Source organism: Rhizobium sp. PP-CC-3G-465 (assembly GCF_004343445.1).
Taxonomy (GTDB): domain Bacteria; phylum Pseudomonadota; class Alphaproteobacteria; order Rhizobiales; family Rhizobiaceae; genus Ferranicluibacter; species Ferranicluibacter rubi.
This window is the reverse complement of sequence record NZ_SLYH01000001.1, coordinates 2,561,992-2,574,178: the sequence shown is the minus strand read 5'-3', so window position 1 is coordinate 2,574,178 and position 12,187 is coordinate 2,561,992. Positions and strand designations below refer to the sequence as shown.

The following is a 12,187-nucleotide window of genomic DNA, read 5'->3' as shown; positions in this document are numbered from 1 at the left end:
GGGCGCCGCCGGATCGTCTGGAAAATCAGAAGACCTTGGAGAACTGGTCGATGTTTTCGGCATTGTAGACGAAGGGATCGGCCATGGCGGCTTCGCCGTTGTCCCCGACCTTGATCTTGCCCATGCGGCCGGCTTCGATTTCCGAGCCCGGCGCACCGTCCGTGTCGCCTTTGACGAGGCGGTAGGCGATCTGGGCGGCGGAGTAGCCGAGATCGATCGGGTTCCAGATCGCGAATTCCTTCGTCGCACCCGACTTGATCGCGCCGGCCATCTCGGAGGGAAGGCCGAGACCGGTCACGTAGACCTGACCAATCTTGCCGGCATCCTTGACGGCCTGCGACGCCGCAAGCACGCCGACGGTGGTCGGGGCGACGATGACCTTGACGTTCGGGTTAGAGGTCATGAGGCCTTGGGCTTCGCGGTAGCTCTTGTCCGAAAGGTCGTCGCCATAGACGGTCGTGACGAGGTTGAGACCGGGGAAGTCATTCAGCTGCTTCTTCATTTCCTCGATCCAGATGTTCTGGTTCGTGGAGGTCGTCGTGGCCGAGAGGATGGCGAAGTCGCCCTTGCCGCCGTCGAGGTGGTCCTTGACGAGCTGAAGGCACATCTTGCCGATAAGATCGTTCGAAGACGGGTTGAGCTGCAGGATGCGGCCTTCGGGTGCGACGCCCGAATCCCACGAGATAACCTTGATGCCGCGCTGTGCGGCCTTCTTCAGCGCCGGCACCACGGCGTCGGGATCGTTCGCCGAGAGGGCGATGGCGTTGACGCCTTGGGCGATCAGCGCGTTGATCACCTCGATCTGGCCTTCGGCCGTCGTCGAGGTCGGGCCGGTATAGATGATCTCGACATCGCCGAGTTCCTTGGCCGCTTCCTGCGCGCCCTTGTTGGCGGCCTCGAAGAAGCCGTTGCCGAGCGATTTCACGACGAGGCCGATCTTGACCTCGGCGGCGTGTGCGGCCGAGCCGAATGCGGCCATGGCGAACACCACCCCGATGGCAAGCTTTTGTGCGAGTTTCATGCTGTCTTCCTCCCAGTTGACGATAAGTGCCCGGCCGCTCATGCGACCGATGCGGTATGATCCTTCGTATCCGACGCCGACACGGGAACCGTGACCAGCTTGACCCCCGCGGCCTCCACCATGCGCACGGCCTCCTCAGACACGGCGCTGTCGGTAATGATGGTGGAAACGTTTTCGAGCGGGCAGAGAATGAGGCTCGATCGCCGGGCGAACTTGCCCGAATCGATCATGACGACGAGCTCGTCGGCCTGGCGCATCAGGCGTTGCTCGCTCTGGATCACCAGAGCGTCGGACTCCATGATGCCGAGCGCGCTGGCCCCTTGCGCGCCGACGAACATGCGGCGGGCGGAAAAATTGCGGATGGCGTCGTTTTCGAACGGCGACAGGATCAGGCTCTGGTCGCGATAGATCGTGCCGCCGGGCACCGTCACCGTGCATTTGGAATGCTTGACGAGATGCTCGGCGATCGCAAACGAATTGGTCATGACCTGCAGCCGACGGGCCGCCATGAAATGCACCATCTGGAAGGTCGTCGTTCCCCCATTGATGATGACGGCGTCGCCTTCTTCGCAGAGATCGACGGCCATGCGGGCGATTGCGCGCTTTTTATCGGAGTTGATCGATTCGGAAACCCGGAAGGGGCGTGCGGCCAGATTGCCGATTTGCGGCGGATGCACGGCTTCGGCCCCGCCTCGAACCCTGCGAAGCTTCCCCTGAACATGCAGCGACGCGATGTCACGGCGGATCGTCGCCTCCGACGCATCCGTCAGTTCCGCGATATCCTGCACCGTCACCACAGGCTTTTCCTGGACGGCGCTCAAGATGATGCGGTGGCGTTCGCGTTCGTGCATGGGTGTCTCCTCGACAGCGAGTTATGCGAATTAAGCGGGGACTGTCAATCAATAACGATCATAAATTTCTATATTGCGCTGCAACATGAACATTTATGATCGAATATGATTGACATGAGCGGTTGGACTGCGCGATATCGTCGGCAATACGGGGCCGACCTGCGTTCGACGCAGGGGTTCCGATACCATGGGAGGATGACATGTCGGAACAGAGCCACCGTCTCGAAAGCCGTTGGGATGATGCGATCGCGAACGCTCTCGATGAGCCGGGCAAGCTTCTTTACCGCTCGAACCTTTTGGGCGCCGACAAGCGCATCACCAATTACGGCGGCGGCAACACGTCGGCAAAGGTGACAGAGACCGATCCGCTGACCGGCGCGCCCGTGCGCGTCCTCTGGGTCAAGGGTTCCGGCGGCGATGTCGGCACCATCAAGCTCGACGGTTTCGCCACGCTCTACCTCGACAAGCTGGAAGCGCTGAAGGGTCTCTACAAGGGCGTCGAGGACGAGGACCGCATGGTCGGCTTCCTGCCGCATTGCACCTTCGCGCTCAACCCGCGCGCCGCCTCCATCGACACGCCGCTGCACGGCTTCGTGCCGTTCACCCATGTCGATCACATGCATCCCGATGCGATCATCGCCATCGCCGCGTCGAAGAACTCGCGCGAACTGACCAAAGAGGTCTTCGGCGACGAGATCGGCTGGCTCCCCTGGCGCCGTCCCGGCTTCCAGCTCGGTCTCGATCTCGGGGCCTTCGTCGCGGCCAACCCGAATGCCAAGGGCGTCGTGCTCGAAAGCCACGGTCTCTTCACCTGGGCGGATGACGCCAAGGCCTGCTACGAGCTGACGCTCGACATCATCAACCGTGCGATCGACTGGTTTGCAACGAAGACAGAAGGCAAGACCGTCTTCGGCGGTGCCGTCGCGACCAGCCTGGAGGAGGCGCAACGCCGTGCGATCGCCGCAAGGCTGATGCCGGAAATCCGCGGACGCATCGGCCGGGAGGAACGGAAGCTCGGTCATTTCGACGATCAGACCGCCGTGCTGGAATTCGTCAATTCGGCCGACCTCCAGCGCCTTGGCGCGCTCGGCACCTCCTGCCCGGATCATTTCCTGCGCACCAAGATCCGCCCGCTGATCCTCGATTTCGACCCTACGGCGGATGGCAGCATCGATTCGGTCGTCGCCGGTCTCGATGCGGCGCTCGACGCCTACCGTGCCGATTACGCCCGCTATTACGAGACCTGCCGCCACGACAATTCGCCCGCCATGCGCGATCCCAATCCGGTGATCTTCCTCATTCCCGGCGTCGGCATGCTCTCCTTTGCCCGCGACAAGGCGACGGCCCGCATTGCCGGTGAGTTCTACGTCAACGCCATCAACGTCATGCGCGGCGCCTCCACCGTGTCGGACTATCAGGGACTGCCCGAACAGGAGGCCTTCGATATCGAATACTGGCTGCTCGAGGAGGCCAAGCTCCAGCGCATGCCGAAGCCGAAGAGCCTTGCCGGTCGTGTCGCCCTCGTCACCGGCGGTGCCGGCGGCATCGGCCGCGCCACGGCAACCCGCCTGATCGCCGAAGGCGCCTGCGTCGTGCTCGCCGATATCGACCAGACCGCGCTCGACGGCGCGCAGGCCGATTTCGCCAAGCGCTACGGTGCGGACGCCGTGCGCAGCGTCAAGCTCGACGTCACCGATGAGAAGCAGGTGGCCGAGGCCTTCACGCAGGGTCTGGTCGAGTTCGGCGGCATCGATATCCTCGTCTCCAATGCCGGTATCGCATCCTCCGCACCGGTCGAGGAGACGGACCTCGCCATGTGGAACCGCAACATCGAGATCCTCGCAACCGGCTACTTCCTCGTCTCACGGGAGGCCTTCCGCCTGTTTCGTCGCCAGAAGCTCGGCGGCAACGTCGTCTTCGTCGCGTCAAAGAACGGTCTTGCCTCGTCCCCGAACGCATCCGCTTATTGCACCGCCAAGGCCGCCGAGATTCATCTCGCCCGATGCCTCGCGCTCGAAGGCGCGGAAGGCGGCATTCGCGTCAACACGGTCAATCCCGATGCGGTGCTGCGCGGATCGAAGATATGGGATGGCGAGTGGCGCGAGCAGCGCGCGGCCTCCTCCAAGATCGAGGTCAGCGATCTGGAAGAACATTACCGCAAGCGCTCCATGCTCAAGGTCAACATCCTGCCCGAGGACGTGGCCGAAGCCATCTACTTCCTCGCCTCCGACCTGTCGGCCAAGTCCACCGGCAACATCATCAATGTTGATGGCGGCAACGCGCAGAGCTTTCCGCGCTAGGCTGTGTAAGAGGGAGGAGACCATCATGACCGATCACCGCATCGCGCCCGACCTTATCGCCGCGCACAACCAAAGCCGCGCCGCGTCGCAGGCGGCGGATTATCACGCCCTCGGCGAGCACCTGTCACGCCGGGGCATCGACATCGAAACCGTGACGCGGAAGGTCTCGGCCTTTCACGTCGCCGTTCCCTCCTGGGGGGTCGGCACGGGCGGCACGCGCTTTGCCCGGTTTCCGGGCATCGGCGAGCCGCGCGGCATCTTCGACAAGCTGGCCGACTGCGCCGTCATCAACCAGCTGACGCGCGCCACGCCCGGCGTTTCCCTGCACATCCCCTGGGACAAGGCCGACCCGGCCGAACTGCTCGCGGCAGCGAAAGCCTACGGCCTGCATTTCGACGCCATGAACTCCAACACCTTTTCGGACGCGGAGGGGCAGTCGCTCTCCTATAAATTCGGCTCGCTCAGCCATGCGGATGCGGGAACACGGGCGCAGGCGGTGGAGCACAATCTCGAATGCATCGAGATAGGCCGCGCCATCGGCTCGAAGGCGCTGACGGTCTGGGTCGGTGACGGCTCGAATTTCCCCGGCCAGAGCCACTTCACCCGCAGCTTCGAGCGCTACCTCGCCTCGATGGGCGACATCTACGCAGCCCTGCCGGACGACTGGCGCCTGTTCTCCGAACACAAGATGTACGAGCCGGCCTTCTATTCCACGGTGGTGCAGGACTGGGGGACGAGCTACCTCATCGCCTCGACGCTCGGCCCCAAGGCTCAGTGCCTTGTCGATCTCGGCCACCACGCGCCCAACGTCAACATCGAGATGATCGTTGCCCGGCTCACCCAGTTCGGCAAGCTCGGCGGCTTCCACTTCAATGATTCGAAATATGGCGACGATGATCTCGATGCGGGCTCGGTCGATCCCTACCGGCTCTTCCTCGTCTTCAACGAACTGGTGGATGCCGAGCACCACGGTATCAAGGATTTCGACCCGGCCCACATGATCGACCAGTCGCACAATGTGACCGATCCGATCGAAAGCCTGATTTCCAGCGCCAACGAAATCCGCCGCGCCTACGCGCAGGCGCTTCTCGTTGATCGCGAGGCTCTGGACGGGTATCAGGACGAAAACGATGCGCTGATGGCGTCCGACACGCTGAAGCGCGCGTTCCGCACCGATGTCGAAGCAATCCTTGCCGAAGCGCGTCGTCGCGAGGGTGGCGCCATCGATCCGATCGCCGCCTACCGCAAGAGCGGCTATCGCACCAAGGTGGGCACGGAGCGCCCGGCAGCCCGCGCTGGCAGTGGCGGCATCGTCTGAGGGATCAGTGCAGTCGCGTCACTGCATCTGCTGCCCACTCCCAGTCTCAGTCCCGGGCCCAGCCAGCGGCTGATCGCGCACTTCGCCGGGGCTGGACACGAACAGATAAACGCCGGCAAGCACCGCGCCGGCGAGCAGAAGTGTGATGACGAAGGTGGCCATCCTTTTGAAGGCCGGTGCCTGCCGCTCTGCCATGGTTTTGTCTTCTCCTGTATGTTGGAGGCCAAACCCGCGAAGGGCGAACGGAGTTCCCCGGGTGCGGCCTGTTTCCACGGCAAAGTTGGGTCTGTAAACGGACCGATCGACGAATATACGCCCTTTGCGGGTACATCTTAAGGTCGCGTTCACCCGGGTAGCGTCTTATCCAACTTACATAGAGTTGGAGAAGATCAATGCCAGAAGCCTGCCAGGGATGTCGCGACGGTGCCGACTTCCACATCCCGTTTTCCATGGCGTTCCAGCCGATCGTCGATGTCGTCTCGAAGACCACATTTGCGCACGAGGCGCTGGTCCGCGGTATCGCGGGCGAGGGCGCCGGCTCGGTCCTCTCGGCCGTCGATGCGCAGAACCGCTATGCCTTCGATCAGCAATGCCGGGTCAAAGCCATCGAGCTTGCCGCGCGGCTGTATGGCGCGCAGAGCGACGTCGGCCTGTCGATCAACTTCCTGCCCAATGCCGTCTACGAGCCCCGCGCCTGCATCCGCCTGACGCTGGCGGCCGCTGCCCGCACCAAGTTCTCGCCGAAGAACATTATCTTCGAATTCACCGAAGGCGAGATCCTCGACACGGCGCACCTTCTCAACATTCTCAAGACCTATCGTGAAATGGGCTTCCGCACGGCGATCGACGATTTCGGCGCCGGCCATGCGGGACTGGCGCTGCTGGCGAAGTTCCAGCCCGATATCGCCAAGCTCGACATGGATCTCATTCGCAATATCGATACGGACAAGGTGCGCCAAACGATCGTCCGCCACACCGTCTCCATGCTGCACGATCTGGGCGTCATCCCGCTGTGCGAAGGCATCGAGACCGCAGGCGAGGCGCGAGCTCTGGAGGATCTCGGCGTTCGCCTGATGCAGGGCTATTTCTTCGCGCGCCCGAGCTTCGAGGCTCTGGCCCATCCGGCGCTCGGACAGATGGCCGCCACGCATTGAACGTCGAAAGGCCCGTCGTTACCCGATAATGCGCCTGTATTCGGCCGCGGCTGTTTCGGCTGGTTCAATCGTCTTTGCCGGATCAGGTTCCCGTGCGTTACGGCAGGATATCCTCCATCGCCTCGTCATAGGTCACGGATGCGATGACTTCTCCGGCCTCGTTCCGGATCTGGATCGAGGTCAGTTCGAGCCTGCTTTCGATCTGCAGATGTTCGGCTGCGATCTCCCGGATCGCCCGCTCGGCTTCCCGCCGTGCATCCTGAATCGACGCGAGCTCGGCGCCATCCAGATCGTCCAGGACCGCATTCCGCTCGACGATCTGAAAATAATACCTTGGCATACCAACGCGGGCTCCCGACGTCTCATCGGCCTGTCGCCGATACGCCCGCAACCGGGGATGCCGCCGAAAGTTCCCGGCGAAAACCGTGTCGGCCCGCTGAAACGATCGATTCAGGCGGGACAGCTGCGCCCTGTCCGCTGTCGCCGCTTTCCCTCGACATCGCTGTCCGTTCTTGTCGGATCACGGCGCGCGCTTGATCTTTTGTTCACGAGCGCCTTGTACTGACCATCATCTCCCTTTGGTGAGGATCGGAAGCCTTGGTCGATAAAGAAGCACTGCTGCATCTGGCGCAGCTCATGGAAGGCACCGATGTCATGGTTGCCGTCTACGATCAGGACGACCGGTTGCGCTTTGCCAATGGCGCCTTTCGTGCAGCCTGGCATATCGAGGACGACGAGCGTCCTCTCTGGTCCGACCTGATGCGCCGGAATTTTGCAGCACGGCGCGGCACGGTCATCTCGGCCGACGATTTCGAAACATGGCTGCGCTCGGTGCTCGGGCGTCGGGGAAAGACCGGCTTCCGGGCCTTCGAAACGGATCTTCACGACGGCCGGTGGCTCTGGATGACGGAGACCATGCAGGCGGATGGCTGGATGCTCTGCGTGGCATCCGACATCACGTCGCTGCGGCCGGACGAACGCGAACTGCGCCAGGCCCGCGACATGGCGATCAAGGCGTCGGAGACCGACGACCTCACCGGCATCGCCAGCCGGCGCTTCGTCATGTCGAAGCTCGAGGCGCTCGTGAAGACGGCGCCGGCCGATCCTCCGATGTCAGCCGGGCAAACCACGGCGGTCGGATGCGTCGCCGTTCTCGACATCGACAATTTCAAATATATCAACGACCGGTTCGGCCACAGCGTCGGCGATGCCGTGCTCATGGATTTCGCGGCGACGATCCAGCGCCTCGTGCGCAAGACGGACGTTCTCGGACGTGTCGGCGGCGAAGAGTTCGTTCTCGTTCTGCCGAACACGACGACATGGGAAGCGGAAGCGATCATCGGCCGCATGCTGGCGGAGGTACGTCAGTCCCGCCCGGTGCGCGAGCAGGTAAGCTTCCGCTATACGTTCTCGGCCGGTCTTGCCAGCGCCCGGGCGGGCGACGACCCGGCCGATCTCTATCGGCGCGCGGACCTCGCCCTCTATGCCGCCAAGATGCGCGGCCGCGACCAGATCGGCATCGATGTCGATGGCCCTCGGGCCAGCGGATCGGCCGGCAGCTGACGCCCATTGCCGGACCAATGCTGCGGTTTCCGGTGAAGATACCTCGGAACGAGGTTCAGTCCGGCGGGTTCGCATTGGCAGGCCTCTCCGCCACGATCGCATAGCGGTGATGAAGACCCCGTGCGAGCGCCTTGAGCCGGCCGAGATGCGCGGCCTGCGCCCTGTGAATCCGGCGAAGATCGCGGTCGATCGAGATCACCGAAAATCCTGAATCCGCCAGAAGGTGCCCGACGGCATCGGCCCGGGCGCCGTTCGAAAAGTGCACCCGCGACAGGATGCTCCGGTGCGTGTCTGCAAGGCCTGCCGGCGCAGGGGCCGGCTGCGGCGAAATCCAGCCGGCCTTCTGCAAGAGCGTATCGATGCGCTTGATCACCCGCTCACAGAAGCCCGTATGGACGAAATCGCCGTCGATGACGAGCAGCCGGCCGCCGGGTTTCAGGACCCGGTGCCACTCCCTGAAGCAGGCTTGCGGATCGACCAGCGTCCAGACGAGATGCCGTGTCACGACGACATCGTAGCTTTCGTCGGGCGCGAGCGTCCGTTCGGCGTCGCCGAGATGAAAGCGGATGCTGCGTCCACGCGCCGTCGCCTTGGCGCGGGCGAGGGCCAGCATGTCGTCGGACCAGTCGATGCCGGTCACGCGGTAGCCGAGATCGTCCATCAGGTGCGAGATAACGCCGGTTCCGCTGGCAAGGTCGAGGGCTGCGCGCCCGTACCCACGCCCGAGATGCTTCTCGATCAGCCCGTGCCACGCCTGCCGCTCGTCCTCGGAGAAGATCTCGTGCCCCGGCGACTGGTCGAAGGTCGCAGCGCGGGCGGACCAGTAGTCCCGGATCTCGTCTCTCAACGTGTAATTCATGGCCTGTGCCGCCGGATCGTTCCGCATGCTCACATCCCGCTTCAAACGTAAAACGTTTCTAAAAGATAAAACTTGACGAAGAAAGTCCACAAATCATATGTGCTCGGCAGGTTCCACTGGAGTTTCCTCTCATGCGTCTTTCCGGCAGGTCGGCCATCGCAGCCCTCGGCCTCTTCATGGCGTCCGTTCTTCCTGCCCTTGCCGTCGAGGTGACGGACGTGACGGGCCGCAAGGTCGATGTCAACGTGCCCGCGCGTCATGTCATTCTCGGCGAAGGCCGCCAGATCTATTTCCTCGCCGCGCTCGACAAGGAAAACCCGTTCCAGCACGTCGTCGGCTGGCGCGACGACCTGCCGAAGGCCGATCCGGAATCCTATGCCGCCTATCTCGAAAAATATCCCGAGATCGCCAAGCTCGCCACCTTCGGCGGCATGAAGGACGGCACCTTCGATATCGAGCAGGCCGTGGCGCTCAAGCCCGACGTCATCGTCATGAACCTCGATGCGAAGACCGCGACGGAAGAGGCGGGCTATATCGAAAAGCTCGCCAAGGTCGGCATTCCCCTCGTCTATGTCGATTTCCGCGAGAAGCCGATGGAGAACACCGAGCCGAGCATGCGCATCATGGGCACGCTGATGGGCAAGGAAAAGGTCGCGGAAGACTTCATCGCGTTTCGCGCCGAAGCGATCCGGAAGGTGACCGATACGCTCGAAAAGAACGCTCCGAAAAAGCCGCTGGTCTTCGTCGAGCGCGCCGGCGGATACTCGGACGATTGCTGCATGTCCTTCGGCAACGAGAATTTCGGCCGCATGGTCGAGATTGCAGGCGGCACCAACATGGCGAGGGACATCATCCCGGGCACCTTCGGCTCTGTTAACCCGGAGCAGATCATCGCCTCCAATCCGGATCAGGTGATCATCACCGGCGGCATGTGGGAAGCCTATGTGCCCGGCGGCAACTGGGTGGGCGTCGGATACGGTGCCGACCTCCAGGAAGCGCATCGCAAGCTGGAGAACCTGACGAAGCGCCCCGCCTTCACGGGCATCAAGGCAGTGAACGACGGCGAGATCCACGCGATCTGGCACCAGTTCTACAACAATCCCTACCAGTTCGTCGCCATCCAGCAGATCGCCAAATGGCTGCATCCGGATCTCTTCAAGGATCTCGATCCCGAGGCGACCTTCAAGGAATTGCACGAGCGCTTCCTGCCGCTCCCCTACAAGCCGGGATACTTCGTCTCGCTCAAGGACGAATAGGCGATGACCGCTGCGGCAACCACGGACACGGCAGCGCGGCGCGAGGGAGATCGCGCAAGCCCGGTTGCCGAGCGCACGGGGCGTGATCAATATCGCGCCCTTGCCTTCCGGCGAATCCTCATTCTGGCGGCTCTCACGATTGCCCTTGCCGCCAGCGTGGCCATCGACATGGCGCTGGGGCCAGCGAACTACACGTTGTCGCAGGTTCTCTCGGCCCTGTTTTCCCCGGAAACGGCTAGCAACCAGCTGCGCGTCGTCATCTGGGACATCCGCATGCCGATCGCGCTGATGGCGGTGACGGTCGGGGCGTCGCTCTCAGTCGCGGGCGCGCAGATGCAGACGATCCTGTCCAATCCGCTCGCAAGCCCCTTCACGCTCGGCATTTCCGCGGCCGCCAGCTTCGGTGCGGCCCTCGGTCTCGTCGGCGGCGTCGCCCTCTTTCCGGGGGCGACCCAGTACATGGTGCCGATCAACGCCTTCGTCATGGCGGTCATTGCCGCCCTGTTCATTCATTTCGCCTCGACGATGCGCGGCGTGACGGTCGAGACCATCGTGCTGCTCGGCATTGCGCTGGTCTTCACGTTTAATGCGGCCCTGTCGCTGCTCGAATATCTCGGCTCCGAACAGGCGCTGGCAGCCGTCGTGTTCTGGACGATGGGCAGCCTCACCAAGGCGACCTGGGACAAGGTGGGGGTGACGGCTGCCATCCTCGTCGTGACGCTGCCGCTCTTCATGCGCCAGGCCTGGGCGCTGACCGCCCTGCGGCTCGGTGACGACAAGGCGGCGAGCATGGGGATCAACGTGCGCCGCCTGCGGCTTCACACCATGCTGATCGTCAGCCTGCTGGCGGCCGTGCCCGTGTCCTTCGTCGGCACCATCGGCTTTGTCGGCCTCGTCGGCCCGCACATCGCCCGCATGGTGGTGGGCGAGGATCAGCGCTTCTTCCTGCCCGGCGCCGTCATCTGCGGCGCGCTGCTCCTGTCGGCCACCTCGGTGGTCAGCAAGGTGCTGATCCCCGGCGCGATCCTGCCCATCGGCGTGATCACCGCGCTCGTCGGCGTGCCCTTCTTCTTCGTCTTGATTTTCTCCAACAGGAGGCGGGCATGGTAAGCCTTTCCCTGAGGGATGTCGGTGCCAGCTATGGCCGCACCACGGTCCTTTCCAAGGTCGGCATCGATCCTCTCAGCCCCGGCTCCGTCACGGCCGTCATCGGCCCGAATGCAGCGGGAAAATCCACCCTGTTCAAGCGGATCGCCGGCCTGCTCGCCGGTCCGGGAACCGTGGAACTATCGAATAAGACCCGTGGCGACCGCGCGATCTGCTACATGCCGCAGGATACCGGCTCGAATGCCGTTCTCACGGTCTACGAGTCGCTTTTGCTGTCCGCCAAGCAGGGTGGCGGCTGGCGGGTGCATGACGACGAACTGTTCGAGATCGACGCGATCCTCGCCTCCCTGCGCATCGAGAACCTCGCCTTCCGCGGCCTCGACGCACTGTCGGGCGGGCAGCGGCAGCTCGTCTCGCTCGGTCAGGCTTTGGTGCGCAAGCCCGACGTTCTGCTGATGGACGAGCCGACCTCCGCCCTCGACCTTCACCGCCAGATCGACGTTCTCGACTTCGTTGGAAACCTTGCAACCCGCACCGGCATGATCGTCCTCATCGCGCTCCACGATCTCAACCATGCCCTGCGTTACTGCAGCAACACGATCGTCATCGCCAACGGCGAAATGGTCGCAAGCGGCACCACTGCCAGCGTCATCACCACCGCCATGCTGCGCGACATCTACCGTATCGACGCCCGCATAGAGCCCTGCTCCCGCGGCCGCCCCATGGTCATCGTCGATGGCGCTCTTTGAGGGATAAGG

The 12,187-nt window shown here is 63.3% G+C and carries 12 protein-coding genes; 7 read left to right on the top strand and 5 right to left on the bottom strand.

The genetic code is table 11. The features are described 5' to 3' along the window. Window positions 1–25: 25 nt before the first annotated feature. Together rhaS and C8J33_RS12225 are read right to left on the bottom strand one after the other, a co-directional pair. Window positions 26–1,021 (bottom strand): rhamnose ABC transporter substrate-binding protein, encoded by a 996-nt coding sequence (rhaS, locus tag C8J33_RS12230; protein ID WP_132664371.1) that lies wholly within the window; start codon window positions 1,019–1,021, stop codon window positions 26–28. Between the two features lie 38 nt (window positions 1,022–1,059). Continuing rightward, window positions 1,060–1,872 carry a DeoR/GlpR family DNA-binding transcription regulator gene (locus tag C8J33_RS12225; protein WP_110733254.1) on the bottom strand — a complete coding sequence of 271 codons (813 nt, stop codon included), beginning with the start codon at window positions 1,870–1,872 and terminating at the stop codon, window positions 1,060–1,062. A 200-nt stretch (window positions 1,873–2,072) separates the two neighbouring features. Between C8J33_RS12225 and C8J33_RS12220 the strand changes: the two genes are divergently transcribed. Continuing rightward, complete coding sequence (locus tag C8J33_RS12220; RefSeq protein WP_132664370.1) at window positions 2,073–4,172, top strand: bifunctional rhamnulose-1-phosphate aldolase/short-chain dehydrogenase; 2,100 nt, start codon at window positions 2,073–2,075, stop codon at window positions 4,170–4,172. 25 nt (window positions 4,173–4,197) lie between these two features. Further along, the gene (gene rhaI, locus C8J33_RS12215) at window positions 4,198–5,490 is read left to right on the top strand and encodes an L-rhamnose catabolism isomerase (RefSeq protein ID WP_132664369.1); all 1,293 of its coding nucleotides are present in this window, start codon (window positions 4,198–4,200) and stop codon (window positions 5,488–5,490) included. Between the two features lie 18 nt (window positions 5,491–5,508). Here the strand turns inward: rhaI and C8J33_RS27045 are convergent, their stop codons facing one another. Further along, window positions 5,509–5,685 (bottom strand): hypothetical protein, encoded by a 177-nt coding sequence (locus tag C8J33_RS27045; protein ID WP_165929778.1) that lies wholly within the window; start codon window positions 5,683–5,685, stop codon window positions 5,509–5,511. A gap of 197 nt (window positions 5,686–5,882) precedes the next feature. Between C8J33_RS27045 and C8J33_RS12210 the strand changes: the two genes are divergently transcribed. Beyond that, window positions 5,883–6,644, top strand: coding sequence for an EAL domain-containing protein (locus tag C8J33_RS12210; protein ID WP_132664368.1), 762 nt, complete (start codon window positions 5,883–5,885; stop codon window positions 6,642–6,644). A gap of 97 nt (window positions 6,645–6,741) precedes the next feature. Here the strand turns inward: C8J33_RS12210 and C8J33_RS12205 are convergent, their stop codons facing one another. Beyond that, window positions 6,742–6,984: a DUF6894 family protein gene (locus C8J33_RS12205; protein WP_132664367.1), complete on the bottom strand. Its 243-nt coding sequence runs from the start codon at window positions 6,982–6,984 to the stop codon at window positions 6,742–6,744. A 296-nt stretch (window positions 6,985–7,280) separates the two neighbouring features. On the opposite strand from C8J33_RS12205, the gene C8J33_RS12200 reads away from it, so the two are divergent. Then, the gene (locus C8J33_RS12200) at window positions 7,281–8,207 is read left to right on the top strand and encodes a sensor domain-containing diguanylate cyclase (RefSeq protein WP_132664548.1); all 927 of its coding nucleotides are present in this window, start codon (window positions 7,281–7,283) and stop codon (window positions 8,205–8,207) included. A 55-nt stretch (window positions 8,208–8,262) separates the two neighbouring features. Here C8J33_RS12200 and C8J33_RS12195 read toward each other — a convergent pair whose 3' ends face one another. Continuing rightward, a complete protein-coding gene (locus C8J33_RS12195; RefSeq protein WP_132664366.1) occupies window positions 8,263–9,093 on the bottom strand; it encodes a class I SAM-dependent methyltransferase in 831 nt (276 codons plus the stop codon). Between the two features lie 104 nt (window positions 9,094–9,197). Between C8J33_RS12195 and C8J33_RS12190 the strand changes: the two genes are divergently transcribed. From C8J33_RS12190 to C8J33_RS12180, 3 genes are read left to right on the top strand one after another with little or no spacing between them, the layout of a single operon-like run. After that, on the top strand, window positions 9,198–10,322 hold the full coding sequence (locus C8J33_RS12190; RefSeq protein WP_132664365.1) for an ABC transporter substrate-binding protein: 1,125 nt from the start codon (window positions 9,198–9,200) through the stop codon (window positions 10,320–10,322). A 3-nt stretch (window positions 10,323–10,325) separates the two neighbouring features. Continuing rightward, window positions 10,326–11,432 carry a FecCD family ABC transporter permease gene (locus tag C8J33_RS12185; RefSeq protein ID WP_245507117.1) on the top strand — a complete coding sequence of 369 codons (1,107 nt, stop codon included), beginning with the start codon at window positions 10,326–10,328 and terminating at the stop codon, window positions 11,430–11,432. Continuing rightward, on the top strand, window positions 11,426–12,178 hold the full coding sequence (locus C8J33_RS12180) for an ABC transporter ATP-binding protein (RefSeq protein ID WP_132445339.1): 753 nt from the start codon (window positions 11,426–11,428) through the stop codon (window positions 12,176–12,178). The genes C8J33_RS12185 and C8J33_RS12180 overlap by 7 nt, the downstream gene beginning before the upstream one ends. Window positions 12,179–12,187 lie beyond the last annotated feature (9 nt).

What these genes read in the sequence shown, in the direction of transcription:
- rhaI (WP_132664369.1), top strand. Translation starts at nt 4,198, where the DNA reads ATGACCGATCACCGCATCGCGCCCGACCTTATCGCCGCGCACAACCAA.
- rhaS (WP_132664371.1), bottom strand. Translation starts at nt 1,021, where the DNA reads ATGAAACTCGCACAAAAGCTTGCCATCGGGGTGGTGTTCGCCATGGCC.
- C8J33_RS27045 (WP_165929778.1), bottom strand. Translation starts at nt 5,685, where the DNA reads ATGGCAGAGCGGCAGGCACCGGCCTTCAAAAGGATGGCCACCTTCGTC.
- C8J33_RS12225 (WP_110733254.1), bottom strand. Translation starts at nt 1,872, where the DNA reads ATGCACGAACGCGAACGCCACCGCATCATCTTGAGCGCCGTCCAGGAA.
- C8J33_RS12210 (WP_132664368.1), top strand. Translation starts at nt 5,883, where the DNA reads ATGCCAGAAGCCTGCCAGGGATGTCGCGACGGTGCCGACTTCCACATC.
- C8J33_RS12180 (WP_132445339.1), top strand. Translation starts at nt 11,426, where the DNA reads ATGGTAAGCCTTTCCCTGAGGGATGTCGGTGCCAGCTATGGCCGCACC.
- C8J33_RS12195 (WP_132664366.1), bottom strand. Translation starts at nt 9,093, where the DNA reads ATGCGGAACGATCCGGCGGCACAGGCCATGAATTACACGTTGAGAGAC.
- C8J33_RS12190 (WP_132664365.1), top strand. Translation starts at nt 9,198, where the DNA reads ATGCGTCTTTCCGGCAGGTCGGCCATCGCAGCCCTCGGCCTCTTCATG.
- C8J33_RS12205 (WP_132664367.1), bottom strand. Translation starts at nt 6,984, where the DNA reads ATGCCAAGGTATTATTTTCAGATCGTCGAGCGGAATGCGGTCCTGGAC.
- C8J33_RS12200 (WP_132664548.1), top strand. Translation starts at nt 7,281, where the DNA reads ATGGAAGGCACCGATGTCATGGTTGCCGTCTACGATCAGGACGACCGG.
- C8J33_RS12220 (WP_132664370.1), top strand. Translation starts at nt 2,073, where the DNA reads ATGTCGGAACAGAGCCACCGTCTCGAAAGCCGTTGGGATGATGCGATC.
- C8J33_RS12185 (WP_245507117.1), top strand. Translation starts at nt 10,326, where the DNA reads ATGACCGCTGCGGCAACCACGGACACGGCAGCGCGGCGCGAGGGAGAT.